The sequence below is a fragment of the Kitasatospora sp. NPDC004745 genome (assembly GCF_042873275.1).
In the GTDB taxonomy this organism is placed as follows: Bacteria; Actinomycetota; Actinomycetes; order Streptomycetales; family Streptomycetaceae; genus Kitasatospora.
This window is the reverse complement of the sequence record NZ_JBIALK010000003.1, coordinates 124568-148566: the sequence shown is the minus strand read 5'-3', so window position 1 is coordinate 148566 and position 23999 is coordinate 124568. Positions and strand designations below refer to the sequence as shown.

Here is a 23999-nt window from a genome sequence, read left to right as displayed (position 1 = left end):
AGCATCCTGCCACCGCGGGGCCGGCCGCCACCGCCCGGCCGACCCGCCGCCCGCGGACCGGTCGCACGGACGAACGATTGGCGGGGTGTGCGAATCACCCGCGGCGCGACCACCCGCCCCGGAGGGCCCGGAACGCGGTGTTTGCGGGCCGTGTCGCCACCGGCCGCCGCGGTGTCGTAGGGTGCGGCGCCGCGGGGCCGCGCCGGGACGGACGGCGGGCAGCCGAAGGACGGCGAGCGGGCAGGAACGGGGAGAGCACCGACGATGGACGAGCGGACGCAGCAGGACGACAGACCCGACGGCGGGAGCGGTCCCGAGGCCGCCGCGGGCGGGACCTCCGAGGCCCCCGCCGCCACGGGTGGCACGGCCACGGTTCCGGTCGCCGTGAACGACCCGGCCACGGCTCCGGCCCCCGCCGAGAGCGACACCCCGGCCGAGGGCATGGCGTCGACCGTCCCCACCCCCGCCCCCGTCGAGGACGCCCGTCCCTGGGAGCTCCCGGACTACCTCCACGAGCGCGAGCTCGGCGCCGGGGCCAGCGGACGCGTGGTGCTCGCCCACCACCGGGAGACCGGCACCCCCGTCGCCATCAAGTACCTCCACGACCGGATCGGCACGCCCGCGCTGCGCGCCGAGGCCGAGGTCCTCGCCCAGGTCGACTCCCCGCACGTCACCCGGCTCTACGAGTACGTCGAGGGGGAGCAGGGCTCGGCCATCGTGATGGAGCTGGTCGACGGCATCGCGCTGCGCGACCTGCTGCGTGCCGAGGGCGCCACCACCCCCGAGGCCGCCCTGGTCGTCCTGAAGGGCTCCCTGCTGGGCCTGGCCGCCGCGCACGAGGCCGGCGTGGTGCACCGGGACTACAAGCCCGCCAACGTCCTCGTCGACGCGGCCGGCGTCTCCAAGCTCGTCGACTTCGGCATCGCGGTCCCCAACGGCGCCGACCGCGACGTCTCCGGCACGCCCGCCTACATGCCGCCCGAGCAGTGGGCGGGCCGGCCCGCCTCCCCGGCCGGGGACGTGTACGCCGCGACCGTCACCTTCTTCGAGTGCCTCACCGGCGCCCGCCCCTACGGCGGCACCACGATCGCCGAACTCGCCGTCCAGCACACCGAGGCGCCGATCCCCGCCGAGCTGGCGCCCGACCCCGTCCGACCGCTCATCCTGGCGGGCCTGGCCAAGGACCCGGAGTCCCGCCCGGACAGCGCGGCCGTGTTCGTCCGTGAGCTGGAGGCGGTCGCCGCGGCCGGCTACGGGGCCGACTGGGAGGAGCGGGGCCGCCTCGACCTGCTGGCGCTGCTCGCCCTGCTCGCGGCACTGCTGCCCGCCGGCGGAGCCGCGCCCGGCGGCACCTCGCTCGCCCACACCTCGCTGGGCCCGCAGGCCTCCGCGGGCTCGCAGAGCGGCGCGCTCGGCGCCGACCTCGCCCTCGGGGCGGGGGCGGCCCGGGGCCTGCTGCGCAAGGTTCCGCCGCGCCGGGGCAAGGTCCTCGTCGGGGTCGCGGCCGGAGCCGTCACCCTGGCCACGCTGGCCGGCCTCGCCGTCGCCGGGGCCACCGACGGCGACGCCCGGACGCCCGTCGGCGCGGCCTCCCCGGAGGCGACCACCAGCCTGGGCCCGCAGCAGCCGACGGGTGCCGCCGCCCCGACACCGAGCGGCGACGGCGCCACGGCGAGCCCGACGCCCTCCGCCCCGACGACCGCGCCCACCTCGCCCACGGCCACCCCGAGCGGCCCCGGCGGCAGCCCGGTCGCCGCACCGACGGCCAAGGCGCCCACGGCCCCCGCGGCACCGGCTCCCTCCGGGCCCGGCCTGCCGCCGGCGCCGTCCACCCCCGCAGGGGCTCCCACCCCGCCGCCCGCCGGGCCGGCGCCGACCCCGGCCGCGCCCACCGCGACCACGGCCGCGCCGTCGCCCGTCGTCGTCCCGCCCAGCCCCAGCCCGACCGTCGCCCCCGTGCTGAAGGTCACTTCGGTCAACCTCAACTCCCTGACCTGTAGCGGCCGGTGGAGCCTCACCGCGAACGTCACGGTGACGGCCCAGGGCGGCGGCAGCGGGACGCTGACGCTCAGCTGGTACCACAGCTCGGGCGGCCGCGCCGTCACCGTCGCGACGGACACCGTGACGGTCCAGAACGGCACCGCCACCATCACCCGGGCGCACGACTTCGGCTCGGCCGACACCTTCCCGACCTGGGGCGTGCGCGTCGCGACCAGCCCGGCGGCGGCCAAGGCGGGCACCACCTCCAACGAGACGGCCGCCTTCCTCTGCGACCCGCCCCGCTGACCCGCCCGCCCGTCCCCTCGCCGACTGCCCCATCCCGTTCGTCCTGTTCTGGAGAAGCCATGCCCACGCCCCGCCCCGACTCCGCCCCCGACCCGGGCGCCGAGCAGACCGTCGCCCGCGGTCCGGGCGCCGGCGAGGCCACCGTCCGGCTCTTCCCGGACGCGGAGGCCACCGTGCGCCTCGCGGACAAGGCGCCCGCCGAGGTGCGGTCCGGGGCGGAGGCCGCCAGCGCGACCTTCCTGGACCCACGCGCCTGGGGTGGCGACGAGGAGGCCGTGGAGACCGTCACCCTCCCCGGGGCCGCGGCCGAGACGGCATCCGAGCCCGAGAGCGCGACCTTCCTCGACCCCCGCTCCTGGGGCGGCGCCGAACGGACGGGGGAGACCGCCACCCTGGCGGAGGCCGACCCGAAGGCGGGGGAGACCGCCACCCTCCCCGACCCCCACGACCCCGCCGACGAGCCCGGCCGCACCGTCGAGGCCGCCACCCCGGCGGAGGAGATCCCCTTCGCTCCAGGTGAGTTGCGCCGCTTCGGCCCCGGCGTCCCGCCGCGCGCCGCCGCGGTGTGGCACGGCCAGACGACCCCGGAGGCCGAGCAGCCGCGGCGCCGCCGGGTGTGGCGCTGGCTGGCCCCGCTGCTCGTCCTCCTCCTGGTGCTCGCGGCCTTCCTCTTCTGGCGGCAGCTGCGCACCCCGGCCCTGGCCGTCACCGGAGTCTCCGTCACCACCGACCCGGCCGGGCCCGGCTGCGGCGGCACCGCGGTGGTCACGGCCTCGGTGGCGACCAACGGCGGCACCGGCACCCTCCGCTACCGCTGGGTGCGCAGCGACGGCACCACCTCGGACGAGATCGCCCAGGACGTCCGCTCCGGCGCGCACCACACCGACCTGGTCCTGCGCTGGACCTTCGACGGCCAGGGCTCCCTCCAGGCCACCGCCACCCTGGAGCTCCTCGCCCCGGAGACCCGGACCGCCACGGCGTCCTTCCCCTACCACTGCGCCTGACCGCCCGTAGGCGCCTACCGCGCCCGTGGACGCACCGAGCCGCCCGGTCCACACGGACCGGGCGGCTCGGGCCGCGCTCCGCCCCTCCCCCGAGAGGGCGGAACGCGTGCCGGACACGGTCAGGAGTCCGCCGACACCTGACCGGTCCGGAGGTCACCCCCCGTTCAGGAGGTGACGGCTGAGGGGCCGCCGGTGAACCCGGCCCGGTCCGTTCGCCGTGTCAGTGGGCGGCGATGGCGCCGCCGGGGATTTCGGCCCAGGCGTTGCTCCAGCGGCCGGCGGTGTAGTCGGCGTCCATGGTGTAGACGGTGCCGGTGGCGCCGATGGCGTAGAGGTGGACGGTGTTGCCGGTGAGGGTGGAGGTGAGGGCCTTGAGGGCGGAGCCGCCGATGCGGTTCCAACTGCCGGTCCAGTGGCCGGTGGTGTAGTCGCCGTCGGTGTTGTAGAGGGCTCCGTCGGCGCCGAGGATGTTGAGGTGGACGGTGTTGCCGGTGGCGGTTGCGGTGAGGGCGGTGGCGCCTGCGGCGCCTCCGGGGACCTCGACCCAGGCGTCGGTCCAGCGGCCGGCGGTGTAGTCGGCGTCCATGGAGTAGACGTGGCCGGTGGAGCCGATGGCGTAGAGGTGGACGACGTTGCCGATGGTGACGCTGGTGAGGGCCTGGAGGGCGGAGCCGCCGATGCGGTTCCATGCGCCGGTCCAGTGGCCGGTGGTGTAGTCGCCGTCGGTGTTGTAGAGGGCTCCGTCGGCGCCGAGGATGTTGAGGTGGACGGTGTTGCCGGTGGCGGTTGCGGTGAGGGCGGTGGCGCCTGCGGCGCCTCCGGGGACCTCGACCCAGGTGCCGCTCCACTGGCCGGTGGTGTAGTCGGCGTCCATGGAGTAGACGCGGCCGGTGGAGCCGAGTGCGTAGACGTGCATGCTGCTGCCGATGGTGACGCTGGTGAGGGCCTTGAGGCCGGATCCGCCCAGGGGTGACCAGGCGCCGGTCCAGTTCCCGGCGGCGTAGTCGCCCTCGGTGGCCCACATCCCGCCGTCCGAGCCGATGATGTTCAGGTGCACCCCGTTGCCCGTCGCCGACGCCGCCACCGTCGAACCCGACCCCGACACCGAGGGGGAGTCGACGATGTTCTTGTAGCGCAGCGCGGTGTAGCTGCTCATGGGGTGGGAGGAGAGCGAGGAGCCGTTGAGGTTGCCGTCGGTGTTGAAGTTCGTGGGCCTGCTGCGGCTGCTCTCCTGGTAGTAGTTGAACGTGCCGGCGTTCTTGTCGCGCCAGCCGGCGAAGATCACCACGTGTTCGCTGCTGTTGAGGATGTCGCCGGGCTGGAGGTCCCACTTGCCGATCGAGGTGGAGTAGGACGGCAGGCCGAGCGTGTTGGGGCTCTCGGGCAGCTGCCAGGCCATCGAGACGAAGCCGGAGCAGTCCTGGCGGTAGCGGCCGCCGGTCTGCCCGTCCGACCACCAGCTGTAGGGAGCCGTCAGGCCGTTGGTGCTGTACGGCACCGCCTGGTTCACCCAGGCCTGGGCCCGGGTCAGCACCTGGCCGCGGGTCACCTGGCCGCCGGGGGCGGCGCCGTTGCCGATGGAACCGGTGGAGGAGGCCGCGTAGTAGGTGGACAGCACGCTGTCGGCGTGCGCTGCCGGGGCGGTGGCCGTGACGACGGCGGTCAGGCAGGCGGCGGCGAGCACGCCGGCGGACAGACGGGAGGCCGACTTGGAAACGGGCATGGCGAATCCTTCGAGGTGAGAGGGGTGTTGGGTCGCGGTGCCGGGCACGGATCGGCGCGGCACGCGGTGAGGTGATGTCAGTGGTGGTACGGGCAGCCGCGCGGGCGGTGCGGCCCGGGGATCAGTGCTGGGCGCCCAGCGCGGCCAGGGCGGTGAGCAGCGCGGCGTCGGTGCCGGTGTCGTGCGTCGGGCCGGGGCGCTCCGCCAGCTCGTCGAACTGGAAGAGTGTGAGGGCGGTGCCCTGCTGGAGCGCGTAGACGTGGTTGGTCTGCCGGTCGGGGGCCGACATGCCGCCGACTCCGGTCCACTGTCGCGACCATGACGTTCCGTCGGACGCCTCGGCGGTGCGGGTGACGGCTGCGTCCTGGGTGACCCCCTGGCGGGCCTGCAACTGCCGCGACGCGGTCTGGCAGGCGCCCATGTCGGTGACGAGCTGCTGGTAGGCGGCGTGCGCGGCTTCGGGGGTGGCGAAGCTGAACAGCTGCTGCCCGGCCGGGTTCCTGGCCGCGCTGACGTAGCCCTGCTGCTGCCAGGTGGCGGCTCCGGAGACGGCCGCGCACTCGTTGAGGGTGATCTTCCGGCCCTGGATGTCCTGGCTGCTGAGCGGGCCGTCGGGCTTCCACCCGAAGGTCGACGCGATCGGCAGCTTGGCGAGTCCGGCCGGGGCGACGGCGGCCGTCAGCGGGGTCTCCGGGGCCGCGGTGCCCGCGCCCTGCGGTGCCGCCGGGGCCGCGGGTGCCGCGGGTGCCGCGGAGGCGCGGGGCGTGGGCGCACTCGTGCCGCCGCGCGCACCGGGGGCGCTGGTGGCCGGTGCGGGCGCTGCCGTGGAAACGGGCGGGGCCGCCTGGTCCGCCGGGGGCGGCGCGGTCTCGCCTGCGGTCGGCGTCGCGGAGCCGGTAGGTGGCTCAACGGGCTTGTCCGTCGGCGGAGTCGTGGTGGCCGCGGGCGTCCCGGTGGCGGGCGCGGCGGCCTTGGGGGAGTCCGCCTGCGCGGCGGCGCAGGCGGTCAGTGCGGCGGCGGACAGGACGAGGGCGGCGGCCGAGACGGCGGTGCGGGTCGAGCGGCGAGGGCGTGCGGGCATGACGGCTCCCGGGAGGGCGGCGGGTGGAGAAGGAGAGGGCTCGGCGCGAGGGCGTCGGCGGATGCGGCGCTCAGCGCCGGTCGAGCGTGAGGCCGTGCGAGGCGAGCGGCCCGTGGACCCGGGTCAGCAGCGCGTGCATCTGGGTCATCGCGGCCGCGGTGGAGGCGGCCCGGACGAAGAGGTAGAGGTCCAGCGACCGGTCCGTGGTCACGGCCCGGACGTGCTCCAGACCTTCGGAGGGCCGGGCGTGCGCCCAGATCAGGTCCTGGACGGTGGCCGGGGCCGGGTCGGGCGGTCGTGCGGTCGGGGCTTGGTTCAGACGGGCCATCACGACCCGCATCGAGCTCAGTCCCACCCGATGACCGAGGAGGCGACGCCGGTGGAGGCCGCCGGAACCGGGGCGGTCGCGGCGGTCGCGGCCGGGGCGGCGGCGAGCAGCAGCAGGGCGGCGAGAGTGGCGGTGGCGAGCGACGAGACGGTGCGGAACATGGCGATCCCCCTGGACGGTTCGGTACTGGACTTCGGGCCGGTCCCGGGGCGCTTTCCCTCGCGGCCCCTTTCCGGTGAGCACCATCCTGCTGGTCCGAACACCCCTGCGGAATGCCTCCGCCCTGGCACCAAGGAGCCCTGGCACCTTGGTGACAGCGGCCCGGGTCCGGACCCTCGCGGAGGCGCCCGGTGGGTCCGGCCGCTGCCACGGGCGCGGCGACTGTGATCGCCACCCCGGTGGCCGGTCGCCTCCCCCTACCCGGGGCCGGTGCCGGTCCTTCGCCCGCGGGCTCGCTCATAGGAGCGCTCATAGGAGCGCCGTGTCGGGCGGGCTGACGAAGAGAAAGGGAGGTTGATCTCACCGACAGGGTGGCGATTATGATCGTCATGGTTGGGGTTCGCCGACACCGACGTAACGCTGGGGGATGCACGGTGCTGGACGTTTTCGGACTGGACACTCGCACGGAGGCCGTCTACCGGGAGATGCTGGAGGGGCCTTCCGGTGGCGTCGCGGAACTCGCGGCAAGGGTCGGTACGACCGAGACGGAGGTGCGGGAGGCGCTCGACCAGCTGGTCGAACTGGGCCTGCTGACGCCGTCCCGGGAGGCCGTCGGCGGACTCCGCGCCGTCAGCCTGGAGGTCGGGCTGGCACATCTGCTGCGCCGGCAGGAGGAGGAGGAACTGGCCCGGCACCACCGGGCACTGGCGGTCGGGAAGGCCGCTGCGGCCCGGGCCATCGCCTCGTACTCGGCGCTGCAGCCGGGCACCAATCTGGAGGGAAACGAGCGCCTCCTCGGACTCGACGCCATCCAGGCCCGGCTGGAGGTCCTCACCCGGGGGCTCAGGGTGGAGTGCCTCTCGATCATTCCGGGCGGTGCCCAGTCGGAGGCGAGTCTGGAGGCCTCCCGGCCCCTGGACGAGGAGGCCCTCGACCGGGGTGTGCGGTTGCGCGCGGTCTACCAGGAGAGCGTCCGCAACGACCCGCCGACGCTCGCGTACGCGCAGTGGACCACCGACCACGGGGGTGAGGTCCGCACCAGCCACGTGCTGCCCGCCCGGCTGCTGATCTTCGACCGGACGACGGCCCTCGTCCCGATCGACCCGGACAACTCCCGGCGCGGAGCGCTGTGCACCACCTCCCCCGGGATCGTGGCCACGCTCGTCGCGCTCTTCGAGCAGACCTGGGAGGCGGCCGTTCCGCTGGGCGCCGCGCGGGTCGGCTCCGGCGAGGACGGGATCAGCGAGGGGGAGCGGGAGCTGCTGAAGCTCCTGGCCTCGGGGATGACGGACGAAGCGGCGGGCAAGCGCCTGGGGGTGTCGCTCCGCACAGTGCGCCGGCAGATGTCGGGGCTGATGGAACGGCTCCAGGCGGCCAGTAGGTTCGAGGCCGGGCTGAAGGCGGCCCAGCGCGGCTGGCTGTGACGACGCGCCACCGCTCCCGCTTCGGCCACCGCTCCCGCGTCGCGCCGCCCTACGCCTCGGCCCCGCTCCGGCCGAGCTCCCGGTAGGCGTCCGCGACGGCGAGCACCCAGGCGATCTCCTCGGGCAGCGAGCGCCCGCCGGCGGTGGCGTCGAGCACGGCGGGCGGCGCGGGGGCGGCGAGGCCCCGGGCCCGGTGCCGGACGGCCGTCCGCAGCCAGCGGGCCTCGACGCGGGCGAGGCCCTCACCCGCGTCGAGGTGGACGTCGGCGCCCGCGGCGGCCCTGGTGTCGACGGCCGGGCCGCCCCCGGCCGTGCCGGTCGCCGGGGATCCGCCGGTGACGGGGGAGTCCTCCCGCAGGACCAGCGCCGCGTCACGCAGGGCGAAGGCGCGGTGCGCGAGCTCGACGGAACGGTCACCGGGCGTCAGCAGGCCGCGCAGCCGGCTGCCGGGGGTGCCCAGCACCACCTGCGGCACGGCCGTGGTGACGTCCGCCCAGAGCGGGTGGAGCCGCCACAGCGCGTACTGGTCGCGCAGGTAGCCGGCCAGGGAGCGGGTGGGCGGGATGGTGACGCCGAGCACGAACAGGACGATCATGAGGGCGGGCAGCAGTTCGGAGAGGGTGTCGGTGAGCGGGACGGGCTTCCCGTCCGCGTCGAGCCGGGTGGAGTCCCCGCTGCTGAGGACGAAGTAGACGCGGTAGACCGTGTAGACGAGTCCGGTGGCGCTCGCCGCCGCCAGGCAGGTGACCCCGGCGCGCATGGCGCCGGGCGGAACGCTCGCCCGGTTGGACCAGAACAGGACGGCGGCCTGCGCGGCCGCGACCGCGAAGACGGTGTCGAACACCCCCAGGTACAGCTCGACCCCGGGATCGCCGTAGTGCGCGTCGATGCCGAAGGCGCCGTCGTGGTCGTGTGGCAGGGCGAGGAGGAAGAGCAGGGTGAGCGCGACGGCGGCGGCGCCGGTGAACAGCATCCGGGCCCGTGCGGCGCCGGGCCGCTGCGGACGGCCGCGGACGGCCTGGACGTACTCCAGCATGAAGTAGCCCGCCACCACTCCGGCGAGGTGTTTGACCAGCAGCGTGATGTCCCGGACGCCGCTCAGCTCCGCCAGGGCGCGCTCGACGGCAGCGGGCCGGACGCTGAGCCCGGCCGCGATCGCGGCGAAGCCCGCCCAGATCGAGCGGTTGGCCCGGGTGGTGAAGGCCGACGGTGTCCGCCAGAGCACGACGCTCCAGGCGAGCGTCGGCATCAGCCAGGTGAACAGCGGGCGCATCAGGAGTTCCTCCACCGGTGCGGGCGTACGGGGTGCGCGAGGCTCTCGGCCAGGCGGCCGGGGCCCGGGCCCGGGTCGGCGGCCGTGCCGATCAGGCCGGCCAGCAGGAGGGCGATCATCTCCGCCTCCTGCTCCTCGGCGGTCTCGTAGCTGGTCCGGCCCGCGCCGAGGACCTCGCCGACGAGCTCCGGGGTCAGGTCGGGCAGCAGGGAGGCCAGCCGGGACAGGTCGAGGGAGCCCTGGTGCCCGCACAGGACGTGGCCGAGCTCGTGGAGCTTGATCAGGTCCTGGTGCGCGGGGCTGGTGCGTTCCTCGTAGTAGACGACGTCGATGCTGGGCAGCGCGATCCACAGGCCGCAGGGCAGGTCGGCGCCGAGGGCGGGCAGCGGTTCCAGGACGATGGGGCGCCCGCGGAGCCGTTCCAGGGCGGCCCGGAACGCCTCCACGGTGAAGGGGTCCGGCAGTCGGAGACCGGCGAGGCGCCGCTCGCATCGCCGGCGCAGGCCGCGGGGGAACGCCATGGGCAGGAGGCTCTTTCGGAGGTGGCGGGGAGGTGGCGGAGGTGGCGGGGCGGGTGCGGGGCGGGCTGCGCGGCGCGGGGCTCAGGCCCCGGCCGCCACGGGGCCGGGGCGTACCTGCACCCCGGTCATGTCCCGTCGGCCGTGGGGCCGGTCGCCTTGCCGGTCGACCCGTCCGCCGCCCCGTCAGCCGGACGCCTGGTCCGTTCCGCCGCCTGTTCCTCGACCTGGCGCAGGTTGTCGGCGAGGGCCAGCAGCACCCGCAGGCTGCCGTTCGAGAGCGAGGAGGCCCGCTGGACCAGGTTGACGACCCCGTCGTTGCCGAGCGCCTGCCGCAGCTCGCCCATGCGCTCCAGCTGCTCCAGCTGCTCGTCCACCACGGCGGCCCTGGCGTCGTCCAGGAAGTAGCTCGCGCCGGCGCTGATGCCGAACCCCCGGCCGAGCCAGTCCAACGTCTCCACCGTGGGGTTGGAGGCCTGCCCCTTCTGGTTGAGGCCCAGGTGCAGGTTGCGGACGGTGTCCCGCGAGATGACGTCCCGGCCCGCCAGGCGATTGATGCGGTCGGCGAGTTCCCGGTACGCCGGGGGCCGTCCACCGGACCTGGCCGCCTCCCGGGCCATCAGCCGGTCCAGCCTGCCGGCGATCGCCGAGGCGCGGTCGGTCGGCTGATCAGGCCCGCCGGTCGTTGCTGCCGCCACCTCTACCCCCTCCCCGAGCCCTGTCACGATACCGGACGCCCGTCGCGCCGCGTCCGGTCACGGGAGGAGCCTGGCGGTGTGGGCGGCCAGCCGGGCGCGGAGCTCCTCGCGGGGGGTGGCCAGCTCGCCGGCCAGGTGCTCGACGAGGTCGGCGCGGGTGGCGGCGAGGAGGGCGTGGGCCGTGAAGTCGGCCTCCGCCGGGGGGAGCAGCCCGGTCAGCAGGTCGCGCAGGAGGGCGTGCCAGTGGGCGTAGTGCTCGGTGCCGTAGGGGCTGTCGGCTCCGGTGCCCTCCAGGGCGAGGGCGAGGTGCCGGTGGTCGAGCTTGAAGCACAGCAGCGCGTCGAGCAGGGCGGGCACGCGTTCGGCGGGCGTGGCGGCGGGCCCCAGGGGCGGGGGGCCCTCCGCCACGGCGGCGGTCAGGGGGCCGAGCCGCTCCTGGTAGAGGGCGCGGATGAGGCTCGTGCGGTCGCCGAAGGCCCGGAAGAGCGTGCCCTTGCCGACGCCGGCGGCCGCGGCCACGTCGGACATGGTGACGTCCTCGGGCCGCCGGGAGCCGGTGAAGAGCGTGTCGGCGGCCGCGAGGACGGCCGCCCGGTTGCGGACGGCGTCCTTGCGCGGCTTGCGCTCGGGCGGAACTGAGGGATCGGGTGCGCTGACGGGCATGGGCGGGTCCACCTCCGGTTGCGATACGGACCGGCGGTCCGTATCTTTCACTGAAGCGGACCGCCGGTCCGTATCTTATGTGACGGAGACACCCATGCCCGCGAACACCCCACCGTCGGTCGACCTCCCGCCGTCGGCCGGCACCCCGCCGGTCGAGCTCTTCCGCCACGGCCTGCGTCTGCTCATGGAGCAGGACGTCCCCGGCTGGGTCGCGCTCTGGGCCGAGGACGGCGTCATGGAGTTCCCCTTCGCGCCGCCGGGCTGGCCGCGGAGGCTGACGGGGAGGGCGGAGATCGCCGCCTACATGCGCGACTACCCCGAGCACATCGAGCTGCACGACTTCCCGGACCTGGAGATCCACCGGACCGCGGACGCGGAGACCATCGTGGTGGAGATGCGCGGGGTGGGTCGGCTGGTGCGGACCGGCGGCCCCTTCGACATGACCTACGTCGCCGTGGTGACCGCCCGGGGCGGGCGGTTCACCTCCTACCGCGACTACTGGAACCCGCTCGCCGTCCAGCAGCCCGGCCTCGGCTTCGCCGGGGGTGCGGCCCGATGAGCGGCACCGGCACCACGCTCGTCATCGGGGCCACCGGCACCACCGGGAGCCGTACGGCCGCGCGGCTGCTGGCCGGCGGACACCGGGTCAGGGCCGCCGGCCGCCGCGGCGCACCGTGGGTCGACGCCCCGTCGTCCGCCGCGGAGGCGGCTGGTGCGCCCTCGTCCGCCGCGCCCTCGGTCGGTGCGGAGTCGGTCGGAACGCCCTCGGCCGCCGCGGAGTCGGTGCGCTTCGACTGGTACGACCCCGCCACCTTCGCCGACGCCGTGGCCGGGGCGGACCGCGTCTACCTCGTCCCGCCCGTCGGCGAGCCGGACCCACTGCCGGTCATGCTGCCGTTCCTGCGCCGCGCCCGTGCCGCCGGTGTGCGGCGCGCGGTGCTCCTCAGCTCCTCGGCCGTGCCCGAGGGAGGGCCCGCGGTGGGGCAGGTGCACCGGGCGCTGCCGGAGCTCTTCGAGGAGTGGGCGGTGCTGCGGCCCTCCTGGTTCATGCAGAACTTCACCGGTGAGCACCTCCACGCCCGGAGCATCCGGGAGCACGGCACCATCCTGACGGCGGCCGGGGCCGGGCGGGTCGGCTTCGTCGACGCCGAGGACATCGCCGCCGTGGCCGCGCACGCGCTGACCGACGAGCGCGCACCCGACCGCGACCTCGTGCTGACCGGGCCGGAGGCGCTCAGCCACGACGCCGTCGCCGCGGTCGTCGCGGAGGTCACCGGGCGGCCGGTGGTCCATCACCGTCTGACCCACGGAGAGCTGCGGGAGCGGCTGTCCGCGCTGATGCCGCCGGCCTTCGCCGGGCTGCTGGCGGACCTGGACCGCGCCATCGCGGCCGGCGCGGAGGACCGCACCACGGACACCGTCCGGCTGCTCACCGGGCGCGCGCCGAACGGCTTCCGGCAGGTCTTCGAACGGGAGTTGACGGCCGGTCGGTGAGCCGCGACGTCCCGCCCGGGCCCTTGCCGCCCAGCTCGGGACGGTCGGGTCACTCGGAAGGCCGCCCTCGGTCATTCACCATCTGTTCATTCGGCATCCATCATCTAGCCTTGTCGTATGCCAATCCATCGCGTTCTGTCCGAATCGGTCACCGCGACGCTGCGCGGGGCGGGGTTCCCGATCGCCGACGGCGCGGGCGGGACGGAGGGCATGATGGTGGTCAACCACGCCCACGGCGTGACGGTCTCCTGGCGGGACGGCCTGCGGTCCGCGGCCGCCGAGCCGCCCGCGTCCGCCGGGAGCCGGCCGCACAGCGGTGCCGACGTCCGCTCCCGGCCCTTCCAGCTCACCCTGCGGGTCGCGGCGCTCCTGGCCGACGTCGGCTACTGCAGCGAGCACCTGGGCAACCGCGTGCTGGTCAGCGAACGCGACGGCCGCTGACCGCCCCCGCGAGGGGACCGTCAGCGGCCGTCGGGGTGCCCGGGCCGGGTGTGCCGGGTCTACATCGGGGTCGGCCTGATCATCGCGAACGGGGCGCCCTGCGGGTCCGCGACCACCGTCATCCGGCCGGCCATCATGTCGAACGGCGGGGCCAGCACCGTGCCGCCGCGCTTGACGAGGGCGTCGACGGTGGAGTCCACGTCGTCGACGGCGAAGTAGGTCAGCCAGTGGGCGGGGGTGCCGGGCGGGTCGTTCGCGAGCAGGGTGGCGCCGCCGACGGCGCGGTCGCCCACGTTCAGCGCCCAGTAGTCGACCTCGGCGTCCTCCATCCGCCTGACCTCGATGCCGAGGGCCTCGCCGTAGAAGGCGGTGGCGGCCGCGACGTCGCTGGTGTGCAGTTCGTTCCAGGTGAGCGCGCCGGCCTCGTTGACGATCCGGGCGCCGAAGAAGGTGCCGGGTTGCCAGACGCCGAAGACGGCGCCCTGCGGGTCGGCGGCGACGAGCATCCGGCCGAGGTCGCCGACGTCCATCACCGGGACGATCAGGGTGCCGCCCGCGGCGACGATCGCGTCCTGGGTGGCCTGGGCGTCGCTGCTCGCCAGGTAGCTGGTCCAGACGGTCGGCGGCTCCGGCATGCCCTCGGGGGCCATCGCCGGGCCGATGCCGGCGACGGCCTTCCCGGCGAGCTCGCAGACCGCGTACCCGCCGAACTCGGCGGGGCCGGGCTGCCCCTGCCAGCCCAGCAGGTCGCGGTAGAAGTCCAGCGCCTGCTGCTGGTCCTTGGCCATCAGGTCGACCCAGCACGGGGTGCCGGTCGCGTACGGAGTGGTGACCTCGGGCATTCTCGCTCCTTCCACTGGCGGCCCCCGGTGGGGCCCCCTGTCGGTCACCCTTCCGCCGTGGGGTGCGGCCTGCCACCCGACACGCCGCGCGGCGGCGGGCGGACCGCGGTGCGGTGCGGTGCAAGAGCGGTGACGGAGCGTCGGGCACCGGGGCGTCGCGCGTCGGCCCGGCCGCCGGTCGCCCCGGGGGGGCGTCCCCGCGTCCGGGGAAAGGGTGGATCGGTGGCGCGGGTGAGGGTCGGAAGCGTCCGCGACACCCTCTCACCGGCTGGTCGCCGTCACCCCCGGCTGACGCGACGCAAGCCCAAGAGTTGACCTCATGAAAGCGGGCCTGGAACGCCACCTGCGGCGATCCGCGGGCGATCGTTCATCCATAACGAATTGGACAGCGGAAATAACGAAGACTCCTTCACTTATTGACGTGACGGCCCGGTGGCGCTTGACTCCCTCCTCTGTCGCTGCACCGGTGCGGCACAGGACAGGAGGCACCCCCCACATGAACAGACCCATGCGTCGCGCGGCCCAGGGCACGGCCGTGATGTCCCTGGCGCTCACCCTCGCCGCCTGCGGGCAGGGCGATGCGACGCAGAAGCCCCAGGCGGCCGGGAACGACCGCACCATCGGTCTGCTGCTGCCGGAGAACTCCTCCTCGACCCGCTACGAGGCGTTCGACGCGCCGCTGATCAAGGCCGGCGTGGCGGGCCTGTGCCCGGACTGCAAGGTCGAGTACGCCAACGCGGACGGCAACGCGGCCGCCCAGAAGAAGCAGTTCGACGACCTGCTGGCCAAGGGCGTCAAGGTCATCCTGCTCGACCCGGTCGACTCCAAGACCACCGCGCCGTGGGTGGAGGCCGCCGCGGCGAAGGGCGTGAAGGTCGTCGCGTACGACCGGCTGGCCGAGGGCAAGGTCGCCGCGTACGTCTCCTTCGACAACGAGCGGACCGGCGAACTCCAGGGCCAGGCCCTGCTCGACGCGCTCGGCCCGAAGGCCGCCGCCGCCAACGTCGTCATGATCAACGGTGCCGACTCGGACCCGAACGCCGCCAGTTTCAAGGCGGGCGCGCACCGGGCGCTGGACGGCAAGGTCAAGAAGATCGCCTACGAGCAGTCCGGCGAGTGGAAGCCGGACGTGGCCGCGGCGAAGATGGGCGAGGCGATCAAGAGCCTCGGCAAGGACGGCATCCAGGCCGTCTACTCGGGCAACGACGGCATGGCCGGTCCGATCATCGACACCCTGAAGTCGGCCGGCATCAAGAACGTGCCCGTCGGCGGCCAGGACGCCTCCATCGACGCGGTGCGCCGGGTCCTCACCGGCGAGCAGGCCTTCACGATCTACAAGCCGTACAAGCCCGAGACGGACGCGGCGGCCAGCATCGCCGTCCAGCTGGTCGAGGGCCTGGACATCAGCACGGTCGCGAGCTCGGACACCGTCAGCGCCGGGCAGCACATCCCCTCACTGCTGCTCACGCCGATCGTCGTGACCAAGCCGAAGGTCGCGGTCACCGTGGTCGGCGGCGGGCTCTACAAGGCCGCCGACATCTGCACCCCGCAGTACGCGGACGCCTGCGCGGCGGCCGGCGTCAAGTAGCACCCGCGGCGCGACGCGCGAGGACCGGCGGGGAGCGGCGCCCGACAGCGTACGGGCGCCGCTCCCGCCGTCCGTCGCACGACCACCGTGACGGCCACGGCCCGCCGCGCCCGACGGCCGTGACCGGGTGCTCAGCGGACGGCGTCCGGGGCCGGCTGCCGGAGCAGCGCGAGGCGGCTGGCGGTGCGGTCGAGGTCGCGCATCAGGGTGGAGCCGTCCGCGAGGCCGGCGAGCGGGTCGGCGCCGATGAGGATGAGCGGGACGTCGCGGTCGCAGTGGACGTCGACCAGGTTGGCGAACCGCCGGCGGCCGTCCGGGGACGCCTCGACGAGCGGCGGGACGCCGTCCAGGACGAGGGCGGGGAAGCGTTCGGCCAGCGCGAGGTAGTCCTGGACGGCGGTGCGGCCCTCGCAGAGCTCCTCGAAGCCGAACCAGACGAGGTCGTCGTGGACCGCCAGGGCCGGCAGCTCGCGGTGGTGGGCGGTGACCGGCCCGGCCTCCTCGGGGCGGGGCCGGGTGAGACCGGCCGAGGCCTCGTCGCCGGGGCGCAGCCGGGCGCCGAGCGCGAACCCGTGGGCACCGGCCGGCCGGGACCGCCGGAAGTCGGTCGTCCCGCAGACGTCGAGCACGTCCATCCGCTCCTCGATCAGCCGGATCGTCGGCTCGAAGAGGTGGTGGTAGAGCGGGTCGGGCATCAGCCCGGCGGGCGGGTAGTTGGACGTGCTGACGAGGGTGATCCGCCGCTCCAGGAGGGTGCGGAAGAGCCGGGCGACGAGCATGGCGTCGCCCGCGTCGTGGGCGTGGAACTCGTCGAAGACGAGGATCCGGCAGTCGCCGAGCAGCTCGTCCACGGCCCGGTCCACCGCGGCACCGTCCGAGGCCCTGGCGCCGCTGTGGTGGGCGACGCCCTCGTGCAGGCGGCGGAAGAAGTCGTGGAAGTGCAGCCGCCGCTTGCGCGGGGTCGGCAGGCCGTCGAGGAAGGTGTCCACCAGCCAGCTCTTGCCGCGGCCGACGGGGCCCCAGAGGTAGAGGTGGCGCGGCGGCCGGCGCAACCGCCAGGCCGGGTGGGCGAGTTCGCCGGCCAGCCGGCTGAGCCGTTCGACCGGGGCCTCCTGGGCCGGGTCGAGCGTGAATCCGCGCCGGTCGGCGGCCCGCCGGAAGTGGTCGCGCATGGCCTCGTACTGCTGGTGCACCCTGTCCGTCACGGATCCGGACCCTAGCAGGGCGTCAGAACCGGCAGGATCGTGGGGAGTTGCCGGGACGGGCCGGCCCCCGGGCCGTACGGGCGCGGCCCGGGCCCGGTGGGGGAGGGCCCGGGGCGCGGGCGGGGAGCGGGTGGGGTCAGCCGAAGTCGGGGATCGGGTGGCCCGGGGCGAGGGCCGCGGCGATCCGCTGGGCGATCGTGTGGGCGGTGTGGCCGCCGGGGGCCTTCGGGCCGTTCGTGGTGGAGACGGCGATCGCCAGGTGCTCGCACGGGAGGTAGTCCTGGGAGGCGGAGTACCCGAAGAACAGCGGGTGCTGGGAGATCCAGTCGTCCAGCACCACCACACCCATGCCGTAGTGGGTGGCCTCGGTCTGCGGGATGCAGACGTCCGCCGCGCACGTGTCGGTCGGGTGGCCGAGGCCCACCGTCCCCGGGTTCAGCAGCTGCCGGTAGGAGGACGGGGAGAGCAGCTCGCCCGCGCCGATGCCGACGGCCCCGCGGGCGAGGTCGCAGATGTCGGTGGTCTGCACCGCGCCGGGGGCGGTGGTCCACGACGGGTTCCAGAAGGTGGACTCCTCGTAGGTGCCGCGTTCGGAGGTGAAGGCGTGCAGGACGGGGGTCGGGATGTCCGGCGTGTAGCTGTTGCGGGTCTCGTGGAGGCCGAGCGGGTCCATGATCTTCTGCTGCAGCAGGACGTCCAGCCGGGTGCCGGTGATCCTCTCCAGCGCGGCGCCGAGGAGGACGAAGTTGGCGTGCGAGTAGCTCCAGTTGGCGCCGGGCTCGTACAGCCGCGGCAGGCCGGTGGAGATGGCCACCAGCTCCTCGGCCGTCCACTGGCGGAACGGGTCGGCGTAGACCGCCTCGCCGAAGCCGGGGGCCTTGACGTAGTCGACCAGGCCGGTGGTGGAGGCGCCGAGCATCCGCAGGGTGATGGCGTCCCCGTGCGGCAGGTCGGGCAGCCAGCGGGAGACCGGGTCGTCGAGGCCGACCACCCCCTCGTCGACGAGCCGCAGCAGCGCGGTGCCCATGTAGCTGATCGCCACGTTGCCGTTGCGGAAGTGCATGTCGGGCCGGGCCGGAACCCCGGTCATGGACTCGCCGAGCGCGGCGGTGAGGACCTCGCGGCCGTCGGCGGTGACCCGCAGGATCACCGACTTGAGGTCCAGCTCCTCCTTGGCCTGCTCGGCGATCCGCAGCGCGTCCAGCGCCGGCCCGCGCTCGGGCGCCGGGGAACCGACGCAGGGGCGGTGGCGGTCGGTTTCACCCGTGGCGCCGGCGGTGGTGGCCGGGGCGCTGACGGCGACGAGGGCGGTGACCGCGGTGAGCGCGGCCAGGCGCAGCAGGGATTTCGGGCGGGTGGGTGTCATGCCCGCAGTATCGGCGGGGGGTGTCGCGGCACCGGCGCGGCGGCCCGCCGCGCCGCCGGAACATCACCCGTCGGGCCCGCGCGGGCCGGGGGCGGAGCCGGAGTGTTGCAGGTCCGTTGCCCACGAAGTGGTGCGGGTCACTGCCGATCGGGCCGGGTCGTGATCGCATCGGATGATGCGTCAGTTCGAGAGGTCCCCCCGTTCGCTCCCGGTGCTCCGCCCCGTCGCGGCCGCCGCGGCCCTCGCGGTGGGCGCCGCGCTGCTCACGGGCTGCGGCTCCGGGTCGGGGCTCGCCCCGGCGTCCGCCGGTGGCACCGGTCCGTGCGGCGCGTCGTCGTCCGCACCGTCCTCGCCCCCGGGGTCGTCGGCCGCCCCGGGGTCGTCGGCCTCCGCGCAGTCGCCGGACGGGCGGGAGCCGGCCACCGCGCGGATCACCGCGGCCGGCGCGTCCTGCGCGGAGTACGAGGTGACCAACACCGGTGATCCGGCCGAGGGGCCCGCCGACGTCACCGTGCTGTTCAGCCGGCTGGCGGCGGACGGGGGCGTGCTGGACACCGAGACGCGCACCGCCACCGGGCTCGCCCCGGGGGCCACCGCGACCGGCCGGATCGACCTGGACGGGCGCCCGACGTCGCGGCCGGGGGACGTCGCGACCGGGCCGCTCGGCCCGATCCGGACGACGCCCGGCGCGGCCCGGCAGGTGAAGGTCTCCAAGGTCCGCAGCGTGCCCACCGCCGAGGCCCCGCGGCCCGGTGGCCCGTGCCCGGCGTCGGGCCTGCGGCTGTACGCGGACGAGGGCGACGCCGCGATGGGCCTGCGGGTGATGGGCCTGCACCTGCGCAACTGCGGGGACTCCACGGTGACCGTGAACGGCTACCCCCGGCTGCAGCCGCTCGACCTGAAGCACCGGCCGATCGACGGGGTGCGGGTCCTGTCCGGCGGCGCCGCGATCGCGAGCGGCACCGGTGCGGACAACCCGCCGCAGGAGATCGCGCTGCGGCCCGGCGAGGGAGCCCGCACCACCCTGGTGTGGCGCAACACCGCCGAGGCCGGCAGCGACCCGGTGAACGCCACCTACCTGCGGGTGCGCGCAGGCGAGGGCGCCGCCCCCGTGATGCTCACCCCGGAACTCGACCTGGGGACCACCGGGCGCCTCGGCGTCGGAGCCTGGGCCAGGGAGGACGACCGGTCCTGACGGCGCGCGGCCGGCCCGCCGCCGCCCCGGCCCGCGGTCACCGCAGGTGGCAGACGACCAGGACCAGGACCTGCCCGACGGCCGGCCCGGCGACGCGGTGCGCGCGTCCGGGCCGACCCGGGCCCCGCCCGGGAACCGGCCCGGCCGCTGACCGCCGTGGCGCCCCCTCAGCAGGGCTTGGGGGAGTACGGCCCGGAGGAGCCGCCGTGCGGGCCGCAGTCGCCCAGGCATTTGGCGGCCTCCGCCATCACCTCCTCGACCGTGTGCTCCCGCAGCTGCTTGCAACGGGCCTCCCGCCCCTGGTCCTGGCACGCCCGCACGGCCCGCCACCCCTCCAGGACGGCCACCGCCTCCCAGCCCTTCAGGACGTGCAGCAGCGTCCGGCACAGGCAGTCGACGTACTCCTGGACGCCCGGGAAGCCGTTCCACACGCCCTTGGCGGCCCGGTCCAGGACCAGCAGGCGCACGTACAGCTCCAGCGGGCTGCGGTTCGGGTCGGCCGCGTCGGCGGTGAGCTGGGCCGCGTCCGCCTTCAGCCGGGCGGCGCGCTGCGGCAGCGCGGTCTGCTCGGCGACCAGCTCAAGGAAGAACGCCGAGGCGGCGTCGATCTCGCTGCGGTAGTGCGCGATCAGCCCCGCGAGCTTGCCGGTCGGGTCGTCCTTGTGGCCCTCGGTGCCGAACTCGCACGGGAACTCGCGGCAGCCGGGCTCCCCGGCACAGGCCTCGATCCGGCTCTGCACCTTCTGCTCCGAACGCTCGGCGCAGTCGCGCTGCTCCTCGTCGAGCCGGCAGCGCAGCTGCTCGCGGATCGCCTTCAGCTGGGCGTCGGCCGTCTTGACGTCGTGCCCGGCGGCGGTGCGGGCGGCGCCGTAGTCCTTCTTCGCGGTGGAGAAGGCGGCCTTGAAGGGCTCCAGGGTCTTGAGGCTCTCCTGGATGACGTCGGCCCGTCGCCGGATGCCCTGCGCCTTGCAGGCGAGCGCGTCGATGGCGTCCGCGTCGCAGCAGCCGTAGTGTCCGGGAGGATGCGTGGTCTCGTAGCTCATGGCGTCTCCGCGGTGCTGGGGGAGCTCCCGGGTGCGGGAGCGGGCGGCCCGTCGAGTCTGGGCCGGGCGGTGTCACCGCACCGTCGCCCGGCCATCGCCGGCCGGTGGCAACGCTGCGGTGACGTCCGGGGCCGAGCATCGGACCATGGCTGGATACCGGGCACTCGCCGCCGTCGGACGCAGCGTCGTTGCGCTGCTGAACCGGCGTTTCGAGGAGGAGATCCCCGACGGCGCCGGGCGGCGGCCGCTCGCCGTCCTCGCCGGGCCGCTGGACTTCGAGCAGGTGGACACCGCCGGTGCGGTGATCCGCCACCCGGCCGTCTCCGTGTACTGCTACCGGCTCAGCATCGACCGGGAGACCCGGGCCGGCTGGGGCGCCGTCTCCGCGCAGGACGGCGTGCCGCGGCTGCCGCTGCGGATGCACATGATGATCGCCGCCTGGGACCAGTTCGTCGAGGCCGAGTTGGAGTGGCTCGGCCTGGTCGCGCGGACCCTGGAGGGCGAGAGCATCCTCACCGGGCCGCTGCTCGACCCGAGCGGCGACTGGGAGCCCGGGGACACGGTCCAGGTCGTCTCGGACGAGCTCGCGATGGACTCGCTCAGCGAGGCGTTCCAGGCGATGAGCACCGACTACCGGCTCTGCCTGCCCTACCTGGCCCGGGTGGTGCGGATCGACGGCGCACGCCAGCCCCGCGCCGAGGAGGTCACCACGGTGGCCGCCCGCCTCTCCGGGATCCCGCGGTGACGGCCGGCGCCCGCCGGCGCGACGGGGCGGCCGCCGCGGGCGCGGTCACCGCCGCGGCCGCCGCCACGATCGAGGTCGACGCCGGCCCGGTGGCGGTGCGGCACCGGCTCGCGCTGGCCGTCCGCCCGCTCGACGCACGCACCACCGCCCCCGCCGCCGGCCTCCGCGTCGGGTACGAGGCCCCGCACCTGGGCGGCGCGGTGCGTCCCCTGGAGAACCACGGCGCCTCCGGCTGGGTGCTCCGCCACGGCCCCGGCGGCATCCGCGGCCGCAGCGTCCTGCTCCGGCTGGACGACCCGGCCCGCCGCCTCGTCCCGCGCCGCCTCCGCGTGCCGCTCTGGGCGCTCGACGAGCTCACCGGCGCCGACGACCGCCCGCCCACCGCCGGCTACGTGCCGGCCGCCTCCCGGCTGCTGCGCCCCTGGCTGCTCCCCGGGGCGGCGTACCCGGTGACCGGTGGCCTGACCGGCCTGCGGTTGCGCGTCACCCTCGGAGGCCGGCCGGTGCGCTGGCCGCGGGTGGAGGCCTTCGGCGCCGGCGGGGTGCGGATCGGCTGGGCGCACGGCGACCAGTTCGGCCAGGTCCTGCTGCTGGTGGACGGCATCGGCGGGCTGCCGCACCCGCCGCCCTCCGCCCTCGACGTCGCGCTGCGCACCGCCGTCCCGGACCCGGCGCACCCGCCGCCGGTCGATCCGCGGGACCCGCTGGCCGACCTGGTGGTCGAGGAGGTCGCCCGCAGCCACGCCCCGCCCGCGCCCGGGGACCTCGACAACCCGGTGCTGCGCGGCGTCGCCACGCCCCCGGGCTACCGGACCGCCACCCGGGACGCCGTCCGGAGCCTGACCGTCGGCCGGGTCCTCCCCGAGACCGACCTGCCGCACGGCTGATCCCGTGACAGCCGGCCCGCGGCGCCCGCGCCGCAGCACCCGACCCGCGACCGAGGAGGCCCGTGCATGCCCGAGTACCTGACCCCAGGCGTCTACGTCGAGGAGACCAGCTTCCGCTCCCGGTCGATCGAGGGGGTGCCGACCAGCACCTTCGGCATGGCCGGGCGCACCGCCTACGGCCCGGTGCCGTACCTGGCCAACGGGCGGGTCCTGGTGCCCGGCCCGACGCTCGTCACCAGCTTCACCGAGTACGAGCGCGCCTTCGGCGGGCTGACCCTGGGCGACGGCACCCCCTGCCGGCTGGCCCTGGCGGCCCGCGCCTTCTTCGCCAACGGCGGGCGCCGGCTGTACGTCTCCCGGGTGTTCTCCTTCGTCCGGACGACCGACGCCACCCCGGTGGTCGACGGCCCGGCCAACTTCGCCTCGCTGACGGTGCCGTCGACGGGCACCGCGGTGCTGCGCTGGTGGGCCCGCTGGCCCGGGCTGGCCGGAGCCGGCATCAGCGTCGCGGTGGCGTTCCGGCGGAGCAAGAACGTGCTGATCCCCGCCACCGCGAACGGCGCGGCCGCCCTCCGGCTGACCGGGGTCCAGCCGGGCGCGGCCGTCGAGGTGCTGCCGCTGGCCGGGGGCAGGCCCCCGGCGCCCGACGACCGGACGAAGCCGCGGGCCGCCGACGTCCGGATCGTGGCCCGGGCCGCCGACGGCAGCCTCGGCTACCTGGCCGCGAACGGCACCGACGTCGACCCGCCGGCCGCGGGCACGGCGGCCTTCCACATCACCCTGGCCGTCACCGTCCGCTCCGGCGCGGACCGGCTGGACGTCTACAACGAGCTCGAACTGGACGAACGGCACCCGCGCGCGGTGACCAGGGTGCTCGGTGCGAAGGAGCCGGCCGACGAATTCTCCCTGGTCTGGCTCGCCGACCTGACGGCGGCCGCCGCAGCCGCCCCCGTGACCCCGGCGGTCCCGCCGCCGCTGGTGGGCCCGCCGGTCCCGCTGGCCACGGCGCCGCCCACCGCCGGGGACCGGCTGACCGCCCTGCTGTCGCTCGACGCCGCGCACCCCGGCTTCCTCCTCGGCGGCGGTGACGGCCTGGACCCGGGCGTCGCGGACCTGCTGGGCGAGCCCGCCGATCCGGACGACCTCAACCGGCCCGCCACCGGCCTGGCCGCGCTCGGCGAGGTCGACGACATCGCCGTCGTCGCCGTGCCCGACACCGTCGACCAGCCCGAACCGCAGCAGCAGGAGGCGGTGGACGGCCTGATCGCCCACTGCGAGCAGCTGCGCTACCGGATGGCGATCGTCGACCCGCCGAAGGACAGCGCGATCTCCGGAGTGCGCCGCTTCCGGGCCCAGTTCGACAGCAGCTACGCGGCCCTCTACTACCCGTGGCTGCGGATCACCGACCCCACCCGGCGCCCCGACCCGGGCGCACCCGTCCCGATGCTGGACGTGCCGCCCTCCGGGTTCGTCGCCGGGATCTACGCCCGCAGCGACACCGAGCGCGGGGTGTTCAAGGCCCCGGCCAACGAAGTGGTCCACGGCATGGGCGAGTTCGTCACCAACGTCACCTACGACCGGCAGGCCGTGCTGAACCCGGAGGGCATCAACGCGCTGCGCTTCTTCGAGGGCCGGTCCCACCGGGTGTGGGGCGCGCGGACGATGAGCTCGGACCCGGAGTGGAAGTACGTCAACGTCCGCCGGCTCTTCATCTACCTCGAGCACTCCATCGACAAGTCCACGCAGTGGGCCGTGTTCGAGCCGAACAACGAGCGGCTCTGGGCGTCCGTGCGGCAGTCCGTCGAGGACTTCCTGCTCGTCACCTGGAAGAGCGGCGCGCTGATGGGCAGCAAGCCGGAGGAGGCGTTCTTCGTCCGCTGCGACCGCACCACGATGACCCAGAACGACATCGACAACGGCCGCATGATCTGCCTGATCGGGGTCGCCCCCACCTACCCGGCCGAGTTCGTGATCTTCCGGATCGGCCAGTTCACCGCCGACGCGCCGGCCGCCTGACCGGCGCCGCGCCCGCACCG

Annotated in this window: 24 protein-coding genes; 11 read left to right on the top strand and 13 right to left on the bottom strand. The window is 75.3% G+C overall.

What is annotated here, in order from left to right; genetic code table 11:
• Nucleotides 1–264: 264 nt before the first annotated feature.
• Both ACFYUY_RS07635 and ACFYUY_RS07630 read left to right on the top strand, forming a co-directional pair.
• A complete protein-coding gene (locus tag ACFYUY_RS07635; RefSeq protein ID WP_387898949.1) occupies nt 265–2286 on the top strand; it encodes a serine/threonine-protein kinase in 2022 nt (673 codons plus the stop codon).
• Nucleotides 2287–2345: 59 nt separating this feature from the next.
• Entirely contained in the window at nt 2346–3290 is a 945-nt protein-coding gene (locus ACFYUY_RS07630; protein ID WP_387898946.1) for a hypothetical protein, read from the top strand.
• Nucleotides 3291–3510: 220 nt separating this feature from the next.
• Here the strand turns inward: ACFYUY_RS07630 and ACFYUY_RS07625 are convergent, their stop codons facing one another.
• The 4 genes from ACFYUY_RS07625 to ACFYUY_RS07610 form a co-directional block, all read right to left on the bottom strand.
• Entirely contained in the window at nt 3511–5013 is a 1503-nt protein-coding gene (locus tag ACFYUY_RS07625) for a hypothetical protein (protein WP_387898944.1), read from the bottom strand.
• A gap of 121 nt (nt 5014–5134) precedes the next feature.
• Nucleotides 5135–6094, bottom strand: coding sequence for a hypothetical protein (locus tag ACFYUY_RS07620; protein WP_387898942.1), 960 nt, complete (start codon nt 6092–6094; stop codon nt 5135–5137).
• 70 nt (nt 6095–6164) lie between these two features.
• Nucleotides 6165–6422, bottom strand: a complete 258-nt coding sequence (locus ACFYUY_RS07615) for a hypothetical protein (RefSeq protein WP_387898940.1) — start codon at nt 6420–6422, stop codon at nt 6165–6167.
• Between the two features lie 17 nt (nt 6423–6439).
• Nucleotides 6440–6583: a hypothetical protein gene (locus ACFYUY_RS07610; protein WP_387898939.1), complete on the bottom strand. Its 144-nt coding sequence runs from the start codon at nt 6581–6583 to the stop codon at nt 6440–6442.
• Between the two features lie 432 nt (nt 6584–7015).
• Here ACFYUY_RS07610 and ACFYUY_RS07605 point away from each other — a divergent pair, with 432 nt between their 5' ends.
• A complete protein-coding gene (locus tag ACFYUY_RS07605) occupies nt 7016–8005 on the top strand; it encodes a helix-turn-helix transcriptional regulator (RefSeq protein ID WP_360216196.1) in 990 nt (329 codons plus the stop codon).
• 49 nt (nt 8006–8054) lie between these two features.
• Here ACFYUY_RS07605 and ACFYUY_RS07600 read toward each other — a convergent pair whose 3' ends face one another.
• The 4 genes from ACFYUY_RS07600 to ACFYUY_RS07585 all read right to left on the bottom strand — a co-directional run bounded on the left by ACFYUY_RS07600 (nt 8055) and on the right by ACFYUY_RS07585 (nt 11157).
• The gene (locus tag ACFYUY_RS07600; RefSeq protein ID WP_387898936.1) at nt 8055–9293 is read right to left on the bottom strand and encodes an MAB_1171c family putative transporter; all 1239 of its coding nucleotides are present in this window, start codon (nt 9291–9293) and stop codon (nt 8055–8057) included.
• Nucleotides 9278–9799 carry a regulator component gene (locus tag ACFYUY_RS07595; RefSeq protein WP_360216190.1) on the bottom strand — a complete coding sequence of 174 codons (522 nt, stop codon included), beginning with the start codon at nt 9797–9799 and terminating at the stop codon, nt 9278–9280. The genes ACFYUY_RS07600 and ACFYUY_RS07595 overlap by 16 nt, the downstream gene beginning before the upstream one ends.
• 125 nt (nt 9800–9924) lie before the next feature.
• Entirely contained in the window at nt 9925–10494 is a 570-nt protein-coding gene (locus ACFYUY_RS07590; protein ID WP_360216187.1) for a hypothetical protein, read from the bottom strand.
• Nucleotides 10495–10551: 57 nt separating this feature from the next.
• Nucleotides 10552–11157 carry a TetR/AcrR family transcriptional regulator gene (locus ACFYUY_RS07585; protein ID WP_360216184.1) on the bottom strand — a complete coding sequence of 202 codons (606 nt, stop codon included), beginning with the start codon at nt 11155–11157 and terminating at the stop codon, nt 10552–10554.
• A gap of 94 nt (nt 11158–11251) precedes the next feature.
• On the opposite strand from ACFYUY_RS07585, the gene ACFYUY_RS07580 reads away from it, so the two are divergent.
• From ACFYUY_RS07580 to ACFYUY_RS07570, 3 genes are all read left to right on the top strand, one after another.
• Entirely contained in the window at nt 11252–11716 is a 465-nt protein-coding gene (locus ACFYUY_RS07580) for a nuclear transport factor 2 family protein (protein WP_387898931.1), read from the top strand.
• The gene (locus tag ACFYUY_RS07575; protein ID WP_387898928.1) at nt 11713–12651 is read left to right on the top strand and encodes an ergot alkaloid biosynthesis protein; all 939 of its coding nucleotides are present in this window, start codon (nt 11713–11715) and stop codon (nt 12649–12651) included. The genes ACFYUY_RS07580 and ACFYUY_RS07575 overlap by 4 nt, the downstream gene beginning before the upstream one ends.
• 117 nt (nt 12652–12768) lie before the next feature.
• A complete protein-coding gene (locus tag ACFYUY_RS07570) occupies nt 12769–13092 on the top strand; it encodes a hypothetical protein (protein ID WP_387898925.1) in 324 nt (107 codons plus the stop codon).
• A 59-nt stretch (nt 13093–13151) separates the two neighbouring features.
• Here ACFYUY_RS07570 and ACFYUY_RS07565 read toward each other — a convergent pair whose 3' ends face one another.
• Nucleotides 13152–13934: a VOC family protein gene (locus tag ACFYUY_RS07565; protein WP_387898922.1), complete on the bottom strand. Its 783-nt coding sequence runs from the start codon at nt 13932–13934 to the stop codon at nt 13152–13154.
• A 496-nt stretch (nt 13935–14430) separates the two neighbouring features.
• Here ACFYUY_RS07565 and ACFYUY_RS07560 point away from each other — a divergent pair, with 496 nt between their 5' ends.
• Nucleotides 14431–15522 carry a substrate-binding domain-containing protein gene (locus ACFYUY_RS07560; protein WP_360216169.1) on the top strand — a complete coding sequence of 364 codons (1092 nt, stop codon included), beginning with the start codon at nt 14431–14433 and terminating at the stop codon, nt 15520–15522.
• Between the two features lie 131 nt (nt 15523–15653).
• On the opposite strand, the gene zapE is transcribed toward ACFYUY_RS07560, so the two are convergent.
• The 3 genes from zapE to ACFYUY_RS07545 form a co-directional block, all read right to left on the bottom strand.
• Entirely contained in the window at nt 15654–16727 is a 1074-nt protein-coding gene (gene zapE / locus ACFYUY_RS07555) for a cell division protein ZapE (RefSeq protein ID WP_387898918.1), read from the bottom strand.
• A gap of 136 nt (nt 16728–16863) precedes the next feature.
• On the bottom strand, nt 16864–18093 hold the full coding sequence (locus ACFYUY_RS07550) for a serine hydrolase domain-containing protein (RefSeq protein ID WP_360216163.1): 1230 nt from the start codon (nt 18091–18093) through the stop codon (nt 16864–16866).
• Between the two features lie 180 nt (nt 18094–18273).
• Nucleotides 18274–18570, bottom strand: a complete 297-nt coding sequence (locus ACFYUY_RS07545) for a hypothetical protein (RefSeq protein ID WP_387898915.1) — start codon at nt 18568–18570, stop codon at nt 18274–18276.
• On the opposite strand from ACFYUY_RS07545, the gene ACFYUY_RS07540 reads away from it, so the two are divergent.
• Complete coding sequence (locus ACFYUY_RS07540; RefSeq protein ID WP_360216157.1) at nt 18560–19288, top strand: DUF4232 domain-containing protein; 729 nt, start codon at nt 18560–18562, stop codon at nt 19286–19288. The two genes, ACFYUY_RS07545 and ACFYUY_RS07540, sit on opposite strands and share 11 nt — an antisense overlap.
• 167 nt (nt 19289–19455) lie before the next feature.
• Here the strand turns inward: ACFYUY_RS07540 and ACFYUY_RS07535 are convergent, their stop codons facing one another.
• Entirely contained in the window at nt 19456–20331 is an 876-nt protein-coding gene (locus tag ACFYUY_RS07535) for a hypothetical protein (protein ID WP_387898911.1), read from the bottom strand.
• A 145-nt stretch (nt 20332–20476) separates the two neighbouring features.
• On the opposite strand from ACFYUY_RS07535, the gene ACFYUY_RS07530 reads away from it, so the two are divergent.
• From ACFYUY_RS07530 to ACFYUY_RS07520, 3 genes are all read left to right on the top strand, one after another.
• A complete protein-coding gene (locus tag ACFYUY_RS07530) occupies nt 20477–21076 on the top strand; it encodes a DUF4255 domain-containing protein (protein WP_387898908.1) in 600 nt (199 codons plus the stop codon).
• Nucleotides 21073–21963 (top strand): hypothetical protein, encoded by an 891-nt coding sequence (locus tag ACFYUY_RS07525; RefSeq protein WP_387898905.1) that lies wholly within the window; start codon nt 21073–21075, stop codon nt 21961–21963. Before ACFYUY_RS07530 ends, ACFYUY_RS07525 begins: the two co-directional genes overlap by 4 nt.
• 66 nt (nt 21964–22029) lie before the next feature.
• Nucleotides 22030–23979 carry a phage tail sheath family protein gene (locus ACFYUY_RS07520; RefSeq protein WP_387898902.1) on the top strand — a complete coding sequence of 650 codons (1950 nt, stop codon included), beginning with the start codon at nt 22030–22032 and terminating at the stop codon, nt 23977–23979.
• Nucleotides 23980–23999: the final 20 nt, after the last annotated feature.

Bases quoted from the DNA above. Each gene is read 5' to 3' on its own strand.
- ACFYUY_RS07635 (WP_387898949.1), top strand. From the start codon at position 265: ATGGACGAGCGGACGCAGCAGGACGACAGACCCGACGGCGGGAGCGGT.
- ACFYUY_RS07630 (WP_387898946.1), top strand. From the start codon at position 2,346: ATGCCCACGCCCCGCCCCGACTCCGCCCCCGACCCGGGCGCCGAGCAG.
- ACFYUY_RS07625 (WP_387898944.1), bottom strand. From the start codon at position 5,013: ATGCCCGTTTCCAAGTCGGCCTCCCGTCTGTCCGCCGGCGTGCTCGCC.
- ACFYUY_RS07620 (WP_387898942.1), bottom strand. From the start codon at position 6,094: ATGCCCGCACGCCCTCGCCGCTCGACCCGCACCGCCGTCTCGGCCGCC.
- ACFYUY_RS07615 (WP_387898940.1), bottom strand. From the start codon at position 6,422: ATGGCCCGTCTGAACCAAGCCCCGACCGCACGACCGCCCGACCCGGCC.
- ACFYUY_RS07610 (WP_387898939.1), bottom strand. From the start codon at position 6,583: ATGTTCCGCACCGTCTCGTCGCTCGCCACCGCCACTCTCGCCGCCCTG.
- ACFYUY_RS07595 (WP_360216190.1), bottom strand. From the start codon at position 9,799: ATGGCGTTCCCCCGCGGCCTGCGCCGGCGATGCGAGCGGCGCCTCGCC.
- ACFYUY_RS07585 (WP_360216184.1), bottom strand. From the start codon at position 11,157: ATGCCCGTCAGCGCACCCGATCCCTCAGTTCCGCCCGAGCGCAAGCCG.
- ACFYUY_RS07580 (WP_387898931.1), top strand. From the start codon at position 11,252: ATGCCCGCGAACACCCCACCGTCGGTCGACCTCCCGCCGTCGGCCGGC.
- ACFYUY_RS07575 (WP_387898928.1), top strand. From the start codon at position 11,713: ATGAGCGGCACCGGCACCACGCTCGTCATCGGGGCCACCGGCACCACC.
- ACFYUY_RS07570 (WP_387898925.1), top strand. From the start codon at position 12,769: ATGCCAATCCATCGCGTTCTGTCCGAATCGGTCACCGCGACGCTGCGC.
- ACFYUY_RS07565 (WP_387898922.1), bottom strand. From the start codon at position 13,934: ATGCCCGAGGTCACCACTCCGTACGCGACCGGCACCCCGTGCTGGGTC.
- ACFYUY_RS07560 (WP_360216169.1), top strand. From the start codon at position 14,431: ATGAACAGACCCATGCGTCGCGCGGCCCAGGGCACGGCCGTGATGTCC.
- ACFYUY_RS07550 (WP_360216163.1), bottom strand. From the start codon at position 18,093: ATGACACCCACCCGCCCGAAATCCCTGCTGCGCCTGGCCGCGCTCACC.
- ACFYUY_RS07535 (WP_387898911.1), bottom strand. From the start codon at position 20,331: ATGAGCTACGAGACCACGCATCCTCCCGGACACTACGGCTGCTGCGAC.
- ACFYUY_RS07530 (WP_387898908.1), top strand. From the start codon at position 20,477: ATGGCTGGATACCGGGCACTCGCCGCCGTCGGACGCAGCGTCGTTGCG.
- ACFYUY_RS07520 (WP_387898902.1), top strand. From the start codon at position 22,030: ATGCCCGAGTACCTGACCCCAGGCGTCTACGTCGAGGAGACCAGCTTC.